The following is a 14,739-nucleotide window of genomic DNA, read 5'->3' as shown; positions in this document are numbered from 1 at the left end:
GCGCGGCCGCCGGCGCGAGATCAGCCCCGCTCGGTGAAGAGCACGCGGTGGTCGAGCAGGAATTTCGCGAAGAACGGCAGGCTTGCCGCGCCGATCTCGCGGGCGCTGGCGCCGATCGTGCCGGGCTGGACGCGGATCGGCGACAGGCCCTCGCGGCGGATCTCGGCAAGCTTTGCCTGCGTCGCCGCCACCAGGCGGTCGCGCACGTCGAGCGGGATCGAGCCGTCGATCACTGCGCATTCGAAGTCGTAGACCGACATTGCCGAGACGATGGCGTGGGCGAGGCCGAAAGCCGCCGTCTCCAGCCAGCGGTCGAGCAGCGGACCGAGCTCGGGCCATTGGCCGTCATCGTTCCAGAGATCGCGCGGGTTCATGCCGGCGGCGCGCATCTCCTGCTCCAGAAGATGGATCGAGGCGGAGTGGATCAGCTGGCGGTGGCCGGCGGGGGCGCCATCCGGCCCGGCCGGCCGCGGCACGGGCATCGAGCCCAGCGCGCCGGCATTGCCGTTGCGGCCGACCACCAGATTGCCGTCGATGACGATGCCGCCGCCGACGAAGGTGCCGACGTAGAAATAGACGTAATCGGTGCTGCGCGTCGTGCCGAAGACATGCTCGGCGGCGCAGGCGGCCGTCGCGTCATTGGCGAGGTCGACGGAATAGCCGGTGAGGCTCGCCAGCTCGGCGGTGATGTCGAGCCCGCGCCACTCGTCCATCTCGCCGGCCGGCGCGCCGATCTCCTCGCCCCATTCCCAGATCGCCGAGGGCATGGCGACGCCGACGCCGGCGATGCGGGCGCGGCCGTCGGCATCCAGCGTCTGGCGCAGCTCCTCCACCGCCGCAACGACGAACTGCTTGATCGCGCCGAGCACCGGCAGGGGATAGCTCGCCCGCCGCCGTTCGCGGATCACCCCGACGAAATCCATCAGTACGAGTTCCACCGAGCGCCGGCCGAGCTTCAGGCCGAGCGAGAAGGCGCCATCGGGATTGAGCCGCATCGGGATCGAGGGCTGGCCGACCCGGCCGCGTCGCGGCGCGTCGCGCAGCACCAGCTTCTGACGCTCGAGCTCGCGCATGATCACCGAGGCCGTCTGCGGGGACAGGCCGGTGCGCCGGGCGATGTCGGCCTTGGCCAGCACGCCGTTACGCCGGATCAGCGACAGCACGGCCCGCTCGTTGTGGGCCCGCAGCCCGGACTGGTTGGAGCCGCGCATGCGCTCTCCCGCCCCTTCCTCCGCGAATGGCTCGGTCACGTCGCTCATCTCTCTCCCCCCTACGGCGCAGCTGGGTTCTTTCCCGGCCGCCCCACCTCCGCCGCCGAACGTTTCTTGAAGTGCGCGCAAGCCCACTGAATCGCGCTGCCCGGTGCTGTCGCGACCTGCCATCCCGACTTGCCAGCCCGTCTGCTTCAGGTCATCCTTGCTGACCATCGTTGTGGGGGCCTGTCGGCAGACAGTTCAGCGGCACCCGGGCAAGGACGCAAGACCTTGACCAGCTTCATCCGGAAGTTGGTCCAGCGCCTTCGGGGTGTCAATATTTAAATCCACTTGATTTATTTAAGTTGACAGGGCGTCACTTTGCCGCTTTCCTTGCCGCCAACCTGTCGCGGCGGCGCGCCGTGACGCGGTCAACCGTCGCCGTGCGGGAGCGCGGCGGCATCGGATCATATCTGGGAGGATATCCGTGACGCTTCGTTCGCTTCTCGCCACCACCGCCATTGCCGGCTTCGCCGCACTCGGCGTGCTTGCCACCCCGGCCAGCGCCCAGACCAGCCCGCTGGTCTGCCTGATCACCAAGACCGACACCAACCCGTTCTTCGTCAAGATGAAGGAAGGCGCGCTCGCGAAAGCCAAGGAACTCGGCGTCACGCTGCAGACCTATGCCGGCAAGATCGACGGCGACACCGAGAGCCAGGTCGCGGCCATCGAGAGCTGCATCGCCGGCGGCGCCAAGGGCATCCTCATCACTGCGTCCGACACCAAGGGCATCGTTCCTTCGGTCAAGCAGGCACGCGATGCCGGCATCATGGTGATCGCGCTCGACACCTCGCTTGAGCCGATCGACTCCGCCGACGCGACCTTCGCCACCAACAACTTCACCGCCGGCGAGCTGATCGGCCAGTGGGCCAAGTCGACGCTCGGCGACAAGGCCGCCGATGCCCGCATCGCCTTCCTCGACCTGATCCCCTCCCAGCCCTCCGTCGACGTGCTGCGCGACCAGGGCTTCATGAAGGGTTTCGGCATCGACACCAAGGATGCCAACGTCATCGGCGACGAGGATGACAAGCGCATCGTCGGCCACGACATCACCAATGGCAACGAGGAAGGCGGCCGGACCGCGATGGAGAACCTTCTCCAGAAGGATCCGACGATCAACGTCGTCTACACCATCAATGAGCCGGCGGCGGCCGGTGCCTACGAGGCGCTGAAGGCGGTCGGCGCCGAGGGCAATGTGCTGCTCGTCTCGATCGATGGCGGCTGCCCGGGCGTCAACAACGTCAAGGACGGCATCATCGGCGCGACCTCGATGCAGTATCCGCTGAAGATGGCCGCGCTTGGCGTCGAGGCGATCAAGAAGTTCGCCGACACCGGCGAGAAGCCGAAGGTCACCGAAGGCCTGAATTTCACCGATACCGGCGCTGACCTCGTCACCGACAAGCCGGTCGACGGCCAGAAGTCGATGACCTCGGCCGACGCGCTGAAGGCCTGCTGGGGCTGATTGATAGCCCGAGCGGCTCTGCTGGCCCGGCCGGCTCTGCTGGCCCGGTCGGCTCTGCCGGGGCGGGTGACGTCATCGGCCCGGCCGGCATGACCCGGCTTGCCGGCGTCGATCCGCACGTCCCGCGAGACTGCGGGCGGGAGGGCGCGTTCGCGCCTTCCCGCCGATGCGGGGGCCACGCCCATCGGGCCAGCGGCTCTCTTTTCCCGATATTCCCGGACAGACTTCGAAAGGTGAGGCGATGAGCGACACCCCCCGCCCGGCGACCCCGCAGCGCAGCCCCAGTGACTTCGAGGCGGCCGCGGCAAAGAACGATACGCGGGTTGCCGAGTTCGAGACGAACAATGGCGGCGGCCTTGCCCGCTTCCAGCACTTCCTGCACGCCAACCCCACCATGGTGCCGGTCCTGGTGCTGCTGGTCAGCGTGGCGGTGTTCGGCGTGCTGCTCGGCAGCCGGTTCTTCAGCCCGCAGACGCTGAACTTCATCCTGCAGCAGGTGACGCTCGTCGGCATCATCGGCGTCGCGCAGACCCTCGTGATCGTCACCGCTGGCATCGACCTCTCGGTCGGCGCGATCATGGTGCTGTCCTCGGTGGTGATGGGCCAGTTCGCCACCCGCTACGGCTTGCCGGCGCCGCTCGCCATCGCCTGCGGCCTCGCCGTCGGCACCTTCTGCGGCTTCATCAACGGCTTCCTCATCGCCCGGCTGAAGCTGCCGCCCTTCATCGTCACCCTCGGCACCTGGTCGGTGTTCCTGGCGACGAACTTCATCTATTCCGCCAACGAGACGATCCGCGCCCAAGACATCGCCAGCGCCGCGCCGCTGCTGCAGTTCCTCGGCCAGACCTTCAAGATCTTCGGCGCCACCTTCAGCTACGGCGCTGTGTTCATGGTGCTGCTGGTTGTCCTGTTCTTCTACATCCTCAACAACACCGCATGGGGACGACACGTCTACGCCCTCGGCGACGATCCGGACGCCGCCCGCCTGTCCGGCATCTCGACGACGAAGACGCTGATCTCGGTCTACGTCGTCGCCGGCTTCATCTGCGGCCTCGCCGGCTGGGCGCTGATCGGGCGCATCGGCTCGGTCAGCCCGACCTCCGGCCAGGAGGCGAACATCCAGTCGATCACCGCGGTGGTGATCGGCGGCACCTCGCTTTTCGGCGGCCGGGGCTCGGTGTTCGGCACGCTGATCGGCGCCCTTATCGTCGGCGTCTTCGCCATGGGCCTCCGCATCTGGGGCACCGACCCGCAATGGACGCAGCTCACCGTCGGCGCGCTGATCATCCTCTCCGTCGCCGCCGACCAGTGGATCAGAAAGGCTTCCGCATGACCCCGCAGCTCGTTCTCTCCGCCCGCGGCCTCGTCAAGAAATACGGCCGCGTCGTCGCCATCGACCATGCCGACTTCGATCTTCGGGCCGGCGAGATCCTCGCCGTCATCGGCGACAACGGCGCCGGCAAGTCGACGCTGATCAAGGCGGTCTCCGGCGCCGTCATTCCCGACGGCGGCGAGATCCTGCTCGACGGCGCACCGATCACCTTCACCAACCCGCAAGGCGCGCGCGACGCCGGCATCGAGACGGTCTACCAGCAGCTGGCGCTCTCGCCCGCGCTCTCGATTGCCGACAACATGTTCTTGGGCCGCGAAATTCGCCGCAAGGGCTTCCTCGGCGAGTTCCTGCGCATGCTGGACAAGCCGACCATGCGCCGCATCGCCCGCGAAAAGCTCTCCGAGCTTGGGCTGATGACCATCCAGAACATCGACCAGCCGGTGGAAACGCTGTCGGGCGGCCAGCGCCAGGGCGTCGCCGTGGCCCGCGCCGCCGCCTTCGGCTCCAAGGTGCTGATCCTCGACGAACCGACCGCGGCCCTCGGCGTGAAAGAGTCCCGCCGCGTCCTCGACCTCATCCTCGAGGTGCGCTCGCGCGGCCTGCCGATCGTCCTCATCTCGCACAACATGCCGCATGTCTTCGAGATCGCCGACCGCATCCACATCCACCGCCTCGGCCGCCGCCTCTGCGTCATCGACCCGAAAAGCGCGTCGATGTCCGACGCGGTGGCGCTGATGACGGGGGCGAAGGCACCGGAAGCGACGATGATGGCGGCGTAAGGCCGCGCGATCGTGGGCGTCGTCAAAGGTGAGTGTCGACGTCCATATGCTGGTGAAGGACGCGCATAATCTCAATGCCGGCATCAACGCGTCGGTAGAAGATGAGATGTGACCTCACGGGGTAGCGGTAGTAGCCGAGCCTGATCTCGTCGACCCTCCGGCCAAGTTCGGGAGAGCGGGCCAGTCGCTGCATGGCACTGCCGATTTCGAGGATATAGCGATCGGCTTGGTCGGTAGACCACCGCTCGGCCGAGTAGAGGAAGATGCCGTCAAGGTCGGCACTTGCCTTCGGGTTTAGAAGAAGCTCATAGCCCGTATTTGGCATGCATATCGGCGAGGAAAGCCTGGCTGTCGAACGGCATCGCCGGTCCACTCTCCTCCGCTTCGATCAGCGCCTCCCGCAGGGCCTGCCGCTTGTTCTCCCGCTCCAGGAGTTCCAGCCCGGCCTGCACGACCTCGCTGACCGATGCGTAGCGGCCCTGGTCTACCGAGGCGGCGACAAAGGCGGTGAAGTGATCATCGAGAACGACCGGGGTTGTCTTTGACATCGTCTCTGGCTCCTGACGGACCCAAGACATAACCCCGGGCGCCGTCCACCTCAAGCAAAGCCGGCAGGGTCATTGCTGAGCTGGCACCGATGCTCTTCCCGCCTTCGCCGCCATCCGCCGCGCCGCCTCGTCTCCCGCAAAATGGCAGGCGCCAGAATGCCCCGGCGACACCTCGACCAGCGGCGGCAGGACCTCGGCACAAACCGGCTCGGCGATCGGGCAGCGGGTGCGGAAGGCGCAGCCGGAGGGCGGGTCGATCGGCGAGGGCGGGTCGCCGAGGAGGAGGGTGCGGCCGCGCTGCCGGGCGATCGCCGGGTCGGGGATCGGTGCGGCGGAGAGAAGCGCGCGGGCATAGGGGTGCGCCGGGTTCTCGAACACATCGCTTCGCGCCCCGATCTCGACGATGCGGCCGAGGTAGAGCACCATGATCCGGTCCGAGATCAGCCGGACGACCGAGAGGTCGTGGCTGATGAAGATGAGGCTCAGCCCGTGCCGGTCGCGGAGGCCGGTCAGGAGGTTGATGATCTGCGCCTGGATCGAGACGTCGAGCGCGGAGACCGGCTCGTCGCAGACGATCAGCTTCGGCCGGGTGATGATCGCCCGGGCAATGCCGATGCGCTGCGCCTGGCCGCCGGAGAACTCGTGCGGGTAGCGCCCGATCATCTCCGGCGCGAGGCCGACCTCGTCCATCGCCTGCAGCACCCGCTCGCGCCGATCGGCCTTGCGCAAGCCGGGCTCTGCGACCTCCAGCGGCTCGGCGATGATGTCGCCGACCGTCATGCGCGGGTCGAGCGAGGCGATCGGGTCCTGGAAGATGATGGTGAGGTCGCGCCGCGCCTTGCGCATCTCGGCCTCGGAGAGCGCGGTGAGGTCGCGGCCTTGCCAGACGACGCGGCCGGCGGTCGGCTGGATCAGGCGCAAGATCGAGCGGCCGAGGGTGGACTTGCCGCAGCCCGATTCCCCGACGATGCCGAGCGTCTCGCCCTGGCCGAGGCTGAACGAGACGTCGTTCACTGCCTTCAGCGTAGCGCCGCGGCCAAACAACGTGCGGCTGCGGATGGCAAAGCTGGTCGAGAGATTCTCGACGTCGAGGATGCTCTGTTTCACGTGTGACAGGTCAGGCATGGAGGCCTCCGGCGGGGACGGCGTTCACGGCGGCGTCGGCGAAGGGATGCCAGCAGGCGGCGCGCCGGCCGGGGCCGACTTCGGCCAGCGGCGGCCGCTCGTCGGCGCAGCGCTGGGTGGCGTGCCGGCAGCGGGGATGGAAGGCGCAGCCCGTCGGCAGGTGCTGCAGGCTCGGCGGCCGGCCGGGGATCGGATCGACGCCCGCGATGTCGCGGTCGACGCGCGGGATCGAGCGCAGGAGCGCCGCGGTATAGGGATGGGCGGGCGCTTCGAACAGATCGTCGACGCCGGCCTCCTCGACCACCCGCCCCGCATACATCACCGCGACGCGCGTCGCGATGCCCGCGACGACGCCGAGGTCGTGCGTGATCAGCACCAGCGCCGTGCCGAAATCGGCGGTTAGGTCGCGGAAGAGGTCGAGGATCTGCGCCTGGATGGTGACGTCGAGCGCCGTCGTCGGCTCGTCGGCGACGATCAGCTTTGGCCGGCAGAGCAGCGCCATGGCGATCACCACGCGCTGGCGCATGCCGCCGGAGAGCTCGTGCGGATACTGCTGGAAGCGCCGCTCCGCCTCGGGAATGCCAACGCGCTTCAGCATGGCGAGCCCCGCCGCCTCGGCCTCGCGCCGGCCCATCCTCTGGTGCACCTCGAGGAGTTCCGACAGCTGCCGCTTGATCTTCATCGAAGGGTTCAGCGCGGTCATCGGGTCCTGGAACACCATGCCCATGTCCTTGCCGCGGATCTTGTCGAGCTGGCGCGGCTTCAGCGCGAGAAGGTCGGTGCCGTCCATCACCGCGCTGCCGCTGCTCACGCCGTTGCGGGCGAGGAGGCCGAAGACGCCGTTGAAGGTCTGGCTCTTGCCCGACCCGGATTCGCCGACGATCGCCAGCGTCTCGCCCGGCATGACGGCGAGATCGAGATCGGACACGGCCGCCACCTCGCCCTCGGGGGTCGCGAAGCGAACGGAGTAGTTTTTCAGGTGGAGGAGGGGGGCGGTCAAAGACAGGCCTCCAATGCGGAGTTTATGGCGGTCCGGTCCTTGTCAGAACGGGGCGCAAACGCCGCAGCTTCGTCATCCCGGACTTGATCCGGGATCCATTCCTCTTCGCTTCCACTGCCAAATCGCTGCAATGCGCTGGTCCACCGTCCTCGATTGCGTTCAAACATTTGGAATGGACCCCGGATCAAGTCCGGGATGACGAAGCTGATGGGTTGGCGCGCGTTTCCTGCAGTCGAAAGCGTCATCGTCATCGTCATCCTCACCGGTCCTTCGGGTCGAAGGCGTCGCGCAGGCCGTCGCCGACGAAGGCGAAGGCGAGCAGCAGAGCGACGAGGGTGGCGCCGGGGAAGCCAAGCAGCCAGGGCATCGTCTCCATCGTGTCGGCACCCTCGGAGATCAGCGTGCCGAGCGAGGTCAGCGGTTCCTGCACGCCAAAGCCGAGATAGGAGAGGAAGCTCTCGGTGGCGATGATCTCGGGGACGGTCAGCGTCGCGAAGATCACCACCGGGCCGACGAGATTGGGAACGATGTGGCGGCGGATGATGGTGAAGGTCGAGACGCCCGAGGCGCGCGCCGCCTCGATGAACTCGCGCTCCTTCAGGGACAGCGTCTGGCCGCGCACGATGCGCGCCATGGTCAGCCATTCCAGAAGGCCGATGGCGGCGAACAGCAGGTAGACGTTACGGCCGAACATCACCATCAGCAGGATGACGAAGAGGATGTACGGCAGCGCGTACATGACGTCGACGAAACGCATCATTGCGCCGTCGATCCGCCCGCCGAGAAAACCCGCGACGGCGCCGTAGAGAACGCCGACGACGACCGAGACGAGCGTTGCGATCAGCCCGACCATCAGCGAGACGCGGGTGCCGTAGAGTGTGCGGGCGAGGAGGTCGCGGCCGTTCTGGTCGGTGCCGAAATAATGCCCGCTCTCAAAGGAGGGCGGGGCGCGGAAGGCGGCCCAGTCCGGCGTCTCGTAGTCGAAGGGGATCAGCCAGGGGCCGATGATGGCGGCGAGGATGATGAACGCGAGAACGAACAGCGACACCATCGCCGCCTTGTTGGCGGCGAGGCGCCGCATGGCATCGCGGGTCAGCGACCGCGGCTTGCCGGCGAGCGCCGCGCTCTGGTTCTCGGCGAACGGCGCCAGCGCCTCGCGCTTGTCGACGAAGAGGCTCATCGGGTTCGAACCTTCGGATCGAGGAAGGCATAGGCGAGGTCGACCAGGAGGTTCAGGACGACGATCAGGATCATGTAGAAGACCACCGTGCCGAGCACCATGCCGTAGTCGCGGTTCAGCGCCGCCTGGATAAAGTACCGCCCAATGCCGGGAATGCCGAAGATCTCCTCGACGACGATCGAGCCGGTGAGGAGATAGCCGGCCGCCGGGCCGAGATAAGAGACCACCGGCGTCAGCGCCGGCCGCAGCGCGTGGCCGAGCACCATGCGGCGCACGCCGATGCCTTTCGCGCGCGCGGTGCGGATGAAGTTGGCGTTCAGCACCTCGATCATCGAGCCGCGCATCAGCCGCGAGATGCGCGCGGCGTGCGGCAGCGCGAGCACCGCCATCGGCAGCACGAGGAAGCGCGGCGAGCCGTCGCCCCAGCCGCCGACCGGCAGCCAGCCGAGTTTCAGCCCGAACACCAGCTGAAGGATCGGCGCGACAAGGAAGCTCGGCACCACGAGGCCCGCCATGATCACCCCGGCGATCAGGAAGTCGGCTGATTTGTTCTGGTAAAGCGCCCCGTAGATGCCGGCGGCGAGCCCGACGACGACGGCCAGCACCATCGCCCCGCCGCCGAGGATCAGCGTGTAGGGCAGGCCGATCATGATCTGCTCGGAGACGGTGAAGTCGTCGGTGGTGAAGGAGGGCCCGAGGTCTCCCCGCAGGAGGCCGGCGAGGTAGCTGAGATACTGGCCAATCAGCGGCTGGTCGAGATGATAGTGCGCGCGCAGGTTCTCGAGAATCTGCGGCGGCAGCGCCCGCTCCATATCGAACGGCCCGCCCGGCGCAAGGCGCAGCACGAAGAAACAAACGGTCACCGCGATCAGCACCACGGGGATCGCGGTCAGCAGACGGTGGAAGGCGAAACGCAGCATGCGCGCTCCTCGGTTGGACAGCGCGGTGACGACGAACCTTGGATAGGCGGGCGCCCGATCTCCCCCCTTGAGGGGGAGATGTCGCCGCCAGGCGACAGAGGGGGGTGCCTGCCGCCGAGGTTCGCAAAGCGCGGGGATGCGATCGGGTCGAACTGCGGCAAGCCGGTCAAGAGGCAGAGTGCGCGGTGCGCACCCCCCTCTGCCCTGACGGGCATCTCCCCCTCAAGGGGGGAGATCGGTCTGCCGGACAGGTCCGTCTGTCCTACTCCGCCTTGGTCAGCCAGCGCGTGCGGTGCTTGTCGAAGGCGTTGTCCTCGTAGCCGGTGATCTTCGGAGAGACGACGCTGCGCGAGGCGTAGAAGTAGATCGGGATCGCGGCGGACTGGTCGAGGGCGATCTTCTCGGCCTGCTTCATGAGCTTCGCCCGCGCCGCCATGTCGGTGGTGGCGTTGGCCTCGTCGAGCAGCTTGTCGAAGTCGGGGTTCGACCACTTGCCGTAGTTCATCTCGACGCCGGACTTCAGGAGGTTCAGGAAGTTGTCGGCATCGTTGTAGTCGGCGAGCCAGCCGGCGCGGCCGACGTCGAAGGAGCCTTGGCGGAGGTCTGCATAGTGCACCTTCACCTCGGTATTGGTCAGCTCGACATTGACGCCGAGCGGCTTCCACATCGAGGCGATGGCGACCGCCAGGCGCTTGTGGTTCTCGTCGGTGTTGTAGCGCAGTTGCAAAGTCAGCGGCTTGTCGGCGCCGAAGCCGGCCTCCGTCAGCAGCGCCTTCGCCTTTTCCAGCTTCTCGCCATAGGAAAGGTCCGCCCAGTCAACGCGCTGGTCGGCGCCCTCGTAGTTCGCCATGCCCGGCGGCACCCAGCCATAGGCCGGCAGCTCGCCGGTGCCCAGAATCTGCGGGCCGATCACCTCGCGGTTGATCGCCATCGACAGCGCCTGGCGCACGCGGACATCGTCGAACGGCGGCTTCGAGGAGTTGACGACGTAGTAGTAGAGGCCGGCGAACGGGGCGACATGCGCCTGGCCCGGCATGTTCTCCTGCAGCCACTGGTACTGGTCGGTCGGGAAGGCAGTGATCACGTCGAACTCGCCGGCGCGGTAGCGGCGGAGCGCCGCCGCCTGATCTTCCAGCGTGAAGAACTTCACGCCGTCGATCTTTAGGTCCTTGGCGCCGCGCCATTCCGGGTTCTTCGCCGTCAGCACGTGGCTGCCGGGGATCCACTCAACCGGCTTGTACGGGCCGTTGGTGACGATGTTGGCGACCTGGACCCAGGCGTCGCCCTTTTCCTTGATCAGGTGCTCCGGCAGCGGATAGGCGGTGTAATGGGTCAGCGCGCCGAGGAAATAGGGCGTCGGCCGTTCCAGCGTGATCTCCAGCGTCTTGTCGTCGATCGCCTTGACGCCGAGCTGGTCGATGTCGGTGATCTTGCCGGTGTTGATGCCCTCGGCATTCTTGATGGGATACTGCAGGTAGGCATATTCGGCCGCATTCTTCGGGTCCATCAGCCGCTTGAACGAGAACACGAAGTCGGATGCCTTCACCGGCTGGCCATCCGACCACTTGTCGTCGGCGCGAAGCTTGAACGTGTAGGTCAGCTTGTCGTCGGAGAGGGTGTAGCTTTCCGCCTGGCCGAGGATCGGCTCGGCCTTGGCGTCCTCGGTCATCAGGCCTTCGAAGATGTCGCCGGACACGCGGTCCTCCCAGTCGCCCGAGAGCTTCTGCGGATCAAGTGAGGTGACGTCGCCGCCATTGTGGAGGTTCAGCTGGTTGGCCTGCGCTGCGCTGAGGCCAAGGACCGTCGCCAGAGCGAAGACACTGGCGGTGCGGGTGAAGGACCTCTGAAAAAGCGTCATCGTCGACCTCTCAGCTGGGCAAACCGGTTGCCGTTGGCGACGGCGGCTGCCGTCTTTGGGCCATCAATCATCCTCTTCTCGCCTTTGTCCAGCCATGGCAGGTCGAACTGACGGTCAGCTTTCTACACGTGTGGTCCCCCGCGCTGAAGCGTAAAACAATTATCAGATCAGGGGGTTAGTGCAGTCTGGAATGCTTCTGATGACGTTGCCCAGCTGTCATGTTCCGTGGCGGACGGGGTCATTTTTCAAAGGCTGACTTAGCAATTCCATCGCGCCCGCCTGCTTCGCTGTCTGTGCCCCGACCGTGCCTGACACCTGCGTGAGCAATGAAACCCCGGCTGGTCCACCGCATTCCGGCAAGGGTGTATGCGCCGAGCGCAGCGCCCTCGACAGGTTGCAATGGGCAGCCTGAACCAGGGAGAACACCATGCCGATCGACCGCAGGACCCTCTTGACGCTCACGGGCGCCGCCGCGGCCGCAAGCCTCGTCACACCGCTTCGCCCAGCCACCGCGGCGACTGGCGCTGCGAACGCTGCCCTGCAGCAGCCCAAGCTCCCCTATGCCGAAGACGCGCTGGCGCCGACGATTTCCGCCCGCACCGTCGCCCTTCATTACGGCAAGCACCACAAGTCCTATTTCGACAAGCTGGCCGAACTCGCGCCCGGCACGCCCTATGCCGACATGACGCTGGAAAAGATGATCACCGAGTCGAAGGCCAAGGGCGACCAGGCGATCTTCGACAATGCAGGCCAAGCCTGGAACCACATCTTCTATTGGAAACAGTTCGAAGGCGGCGCTGCTGCCCCGGAAGGCGCCTTCCTCGAGGCGGTGAACCGCGATTTCGAGAGCGTCGACGGCTTGAAGAAGGCGATGGTCGCGCAGGCCGGCAAGGTGTTCGGCACCGGCTGGGTCTGGCTGGTCGCCGATGGCGGCAAGCTCGAGATCCTTGGCTTGCAGGATGCCGGCAACCCGATCGCCGAGGGCAAGACGCCGCTGGCCGGCATCGACGTCTGGGAACACGCCTATTATCTCGACTACGAGAACCGCCGCCCGGCCCACGTCCAGGCGGTCCTCGACAAGCTCGTCAACTGGAAGTTCGTCGGCGACCAGATGAAGGCCTGAGCCTTTCCGCCAGCACTGGCCAGTTGGATCTGGCCAGTGCATCAAGTCAACGCGGCGCGCGCTTGGCGAGGATTCGCTGCAGCGTGCGCCGGTGCATCGACAGGCGCCGCGCCGTCTCCGAGACGTTGCGCTCGCAAAGTTCGTACACCCGCTGAATATGCTCCCAGCGCACGCGGTCGGCCGACATCGGGTTCGCCGGCGGCTCGGCACGGTCGCCGGGCAGGCGCATCAGCGCGGCGATGACCTCGTCGGCATCGGCGGGCTTGGCGAGATAGTCGATGGCGCCGAGCTTCACGGCCGTCACCGCGGTCGCAATGTTGCCGTAGCCGGTGAGCACCACGACGCGCGCATCGGCGCGCAGGCGCTGCAGGGCCTCGATGACGTCGAGCCCGTTGCCGTCGCCCAGCCGCATGTCGACGACTGCGAAGGCCGGCGCGGCCGCGGTGATCTCGGCGATTCCCTGGGCTACGCTGTCGGCGGTGCGCACGCTGAAGCCGTGCTGCTCGAGCGCGCGGCTCATCCGCTGCAGGAACGGCCGGTCGTCGTCGACGACCAGCAGCGAGTGGTCGCCGCCGGGAAAATGAACCTGGGCGAGCCCGCCGATTTCTTCGTCCATGGGCATTCCCGTTCTCCCTCTACCGGACCATCGGCGCCCGGCCTGCGATGAATTTTCAGCGATATCGAACTGTGGCAGACCAAGGGCAAGTGGCGCGGCAGGCCTGTGGCGGCAAGGCTTGTGACGTCACCGTGACCCTCAGTCCCGCGGCCTGCGCTGTCTCTCGGTGAAGGTCGCGATCGGCCAGACGATTTCGACCGAGGCGCCGCGGGCATCCCGGCGGTTGCCGAAAGCGATGCTCGCGCCCGAGCGCTCCAGCAGCGTCTTGGCGATGAACAGGCCGAGCCCCAGCCCGCCGCCGGCCTTGCGATCGCTGCGTTCGCGGTGCGACATGTAGGGATCGCCGATCCGCGCCAGCGTCTCCGACGAGAAGCCCGGCCCGTCGTCGAGCACCAGCAGCCGGACGTTTCGCTCCGACCAGGCGACATGGATGGTCACCTCGGTCTCGGCGAAGTCGACGGCGTTCTCGACGATGTTGCCGAGCCCGTAGACGACGCCGGCATTGCGGTGCATCACCGGCTCGCTGTCGCCCTGGTCGCCCGCCGCGACGTGGATGGCGACGCCGAAATCACGGTGCGGTTCCGATACCTCCTCGACCAGCGAGAGCAGCGGCAGCCGCGCCATGTGCTCTTCCGACGACAGCGTCGTCAGCTGCCGCAGGATGGCGCGGCAGCGGTCGGACTGCGCGATCAGGAGGTCGACGTCCTCGCGCTGCGGATCGCCGGCACGCGTCAGCCGGCCCATCTCCTTGGCGACGAGGCTGATCGTCGCGAGCGGCGAGCCGAGCTCGTGCGCGGCGGCGGCGGCCAGGCCGTCGAGCGCCGAGAGATGCTGCTCGCGCTGCAGCACCAGCTCGGTCGCCGCGAGCGCCTCGGACAGCGAGCGCGCCTCGGCCGCGACGCGGTAGACGTAGAGGCCAGAGAAGATCAGCGTCGAGACGATCGCGAACCAGAGGCCGCCGACATAGGAGGGCGGCAGCGTCAGCTCGGCGCCGTGCGGCCAAGGCACCGGCAGGTGCGAGAAGGCGAGCACCGTCGCCGCCAGGATTGACAGGATGGCAAGGCCCACGGTCGTCAGCGGCGGCTGCGTCGCCGAGGCCATCACCACCGGCACGATGAGGAAGACCGAGAACGGGTTCTGGATGCCGCCGGTGATGTAGAGGAGCCCGGTCGGCTGCAGCACGTCGAAGGTGAGGATCGCCACCGCCGCCCAGGGCGACAGCCGCCGGCTGAGCGGATAGCGCAGCGTCAACACGATGTTCAGCGCCGCCGACAGCCCGATCAGGATGAAGCACAGCTCGACCGGGAAGGGATACCACAGCCCCCAGGCGACGAAGGCGCAAGCGGCGGTCTGGCCGGCGACCGACAGCCAGCGCAGCTTGGTCAGCGTCGCCAGCCGAAGGCGCTGGCTTTCGTGCATGCCCGTCACGTAGCGCGGCAGGCCGATGGTGAAGCTCGATCGGGCGGTATCTTCCAGCATGTTCCAGCCATACTCCCGCCGCTGCCCGGCGACCAGACCCGGCGCGCGGCAAGCCGCCCTGCG

15 protein-coding genes are annotated in these 14,739 nt (G+C 67.2%); 4 read left to right on the top strand and 11 right to left on the bottom strand.

Annotated elements, in window-relative coordinates; all coding sequences use genetic code 11:
• Positions 1–20: 20 nt before the first annotated feature.
• Complete coding sequence (locus ACZLZQ_RS04585; protein ID WP_472948336.1) at positions 21–1,259, bottom strand: ROK family transcriptional regulator; 1,239 nt, start codon at positions 1,257–1,259, stop codon at positions 21–23.
• A 421-nt stretch (positions 1,260–1,680) separates the two neighbouring features.
• Here ACZLZQ_RS04585 and ACZLZQ_RS04580 point away from each other — a divergent pair, with 421 nt between their 5' ends.
• The 3 genes from ACZLZQ_RS04580 (at position 1,681) to ACZLZQ_RS04570 (ending at position 4,827) form a co-directional block, all read left to right on the top strand.
• Complete coding sequence (locus ACZLZQ_RS04580; RefSeq protein ID WP_472948335.1) at positions 1,681–2,715, top strand: sugar ABC transporter substrate-binding protein; 1,035 nt, start codon at positions 1,681–1,683, stop codon at positions 2,713–2,715.
• A gap of 241 nt (positions 2,716–2,956) precedes the next feature.
• Positions 2,957–4,048, top strand: a complete 1,092-nt coding sequence (locus ACZLZQ_RS04575; protein ID WP_472948334.1) for an ABC transporter permease — start codon at positions 2,957–2,959, stop codon at positions 4,046–4,048.
• A complete protein-coding gene (locus tag ACZLZQ_RS04570; RefSeq protein ID WP_472934321.1) occupies positions 4,045–4,827 on the top strand; it encodes an ATP-binding cassette domain-containing protein in 783 nt (260 codons plus the stop codon). The genes ACZLZQ_RS04575 and ACZLZQ_RS04570 overlap by 4 nt, the downstream gene beginning before the upstream one ends.
• A gap of 22 nt (positions 4,828–4,849) precedes the next feature.
• Here ACZLZQ_RS04570 and ACZLZQ_RS04565 read toward each other — a convergent pair whose 3' ends face one another.
• The 8 genes from ACZLZQ_RS04565 to ACZLZQ_RS04530 all read right to left on the bottom strand — a co-directional run bounded on the left by ACZLZQ_RS04565 (position 4,850) and on the right by ACZLZQ_RS04530 (position 11,458).
• On the bottom strand, positions 4,850–5,152 hold the full coding sequence (locus ACZLZQ_RS04565; RefSeq protein WP_472948333.1) for a type II toxin-antitoxin system RelE/ParE family toxin: 303 nt from the start codon (positions 5,150–5,152) through the stop codon (positions 4,850–4,852).
• On the bottom strand, positions 5,133–5,375 hold the full coding sequence (locus tag ACZLZQ_RS04560) for a type II toxin-antitoxin system ParD family antitoxin (RefSeq protein WP_472948332.1): 243 nt from the start codon (positions 5,373–5,375) through the stop codon (positions 5,133–5,135). Before ACZLZQ_RS04560 ends, ACZLZQ_RS04565 begins: the two co-directional genes overlap by 20 nt.
• 69 nt (positions 5,376–5,444) lie before the next feature.
• Positions 5,445–6,500, bottom strand: a complete 1,056-nt coding sequence (locus tag ACZLZQ_RS04555; protein WP_472948331.1) for an ABC transporter ATP-binding protein — start codon at positions 6,498–6,500, stop codon at positions 5,445–5,447.
• Complete coding sequence (locus ACZLZQ_RS04550; RefSeq protein ID WP_472948330.1) at positions 6,493–7,500, bottom strand: ABC transporter ATP-binding protein; 1,008 nt, start codon at positions 7,498–7,500, stop codon at positions 6,493–6,495. Before ACZLZQ_RS04550 ends, ACZLZQ_RS04555 begins: the two co-directional genes overlap by 8 nt.
• Complete coding sequence (locus ACZLZQ_RS04545) at positions 7,497–7,757, bottom strand: hypothetical protein (protein WP_472948329.1); 261 nt, start codon at positions 7,755–7,757, stop codon at positions 7,497–7,499. The genes ACZLZQ_RS04550 and ACZLZQ_RS04545 overlap by 4 nt, the downstream gene beginning before the upstream one ends.
• 2 nt (positions 7,758–7,759) lie before the next feature.
• On the bottom strand, positions 7,760–8,680 hold the full coding sequence (locus ACZLZQ_RS04540) for an ABC transporter permease (RefSeq protein ID WP_472948328.1): 921 nt from the start codon (positions 8,678–8,680) through the stop codon (positions 7,760–7,762).
• Positions 8,677–9,600: an ABC transporter permease subunit gene (locus ACZLZQ_RS04535; RefSeq protein ID WP_472934327.1), complete on the bottom strand. Its 924-nt coding sequence runs from the start codon at positions 9,598–9,600 to the stop codon at positions 8,677–8,679. Before ACZLZQ_RS04535 ends, ACZLZQ_RS04540 begins: the two co-directional genes overlap by 4 nt.
• A 262-nt stretch (positions 9,601–9,862) precedes the next feature.
• Positions 9,863–11,458, bottom strand: a complete 1,596-nt coding sequence (locus ACZLZQ_RS04530; protein ID WP_472948327.1) for a peptide ABC transporter substrate-binding protein — start codon at positions 11,456–11,458, stop codon at positions 9,863–9,865.
• A 427-nt stretch (positions 11,459–11,885) separates the two neighbouring features.
• Between ACZLZQ_RS04530 and ACZLZQ_RS04525 the strand changes: the two genes are divergently transcribed.
• The gene (locus ACZLZQ_RS04525) at positions 11,886–12,581 is read left to right on the top strand and encodes a superoxide dismutase (RefSeq protein WP_472948326.1); all 696 of its coding nucleotides are present in this window, start codon (positions 11,886–11,888) and stop codon (positions 12,579–12,581) included.
• 46 nt (positions 12,582–12,627) lie between these two features.
• Here the strand turns inward: ACZLZQ_RS04525 and ACZLZQ_RS04520 are convergent, their stop codons facing one another.
• A complete protein-coding gene (locus ACZLZQ_RS04520; protein WP_472948325.1) occupies positions 12,628–13,203 on the bottom strand; it encodes an ActR/PrrA/RegA family redox response regulator transcription factor in 576 nt (191 codons plus the stop codon).
• 132 nt (positions 13,204–13,335) lie between these two features.
• Positions 13,336–14,616, bottom strand: a complete 1,281-nt coding sequence (locus ACZLZQ_RS04515; RefSeq protein WP_472948450.1) for an ActS/PrrB/RegB family redox-sensitive histidine kinase — start codon at positions 14,614–14,616, stop codon at positions 13,336–13,338.
• Positions 14,617–14,739 lie beyond the last annotated feature (123 nt).

The sequence above is a fragment of the Mesocryomonas lacus genome (genome assembly GCF_055730105.2).
Note: the sequence above shows the minus strand (reverse complement) of the source record. Positions and strands in the feature narration are given on the sequence as shown.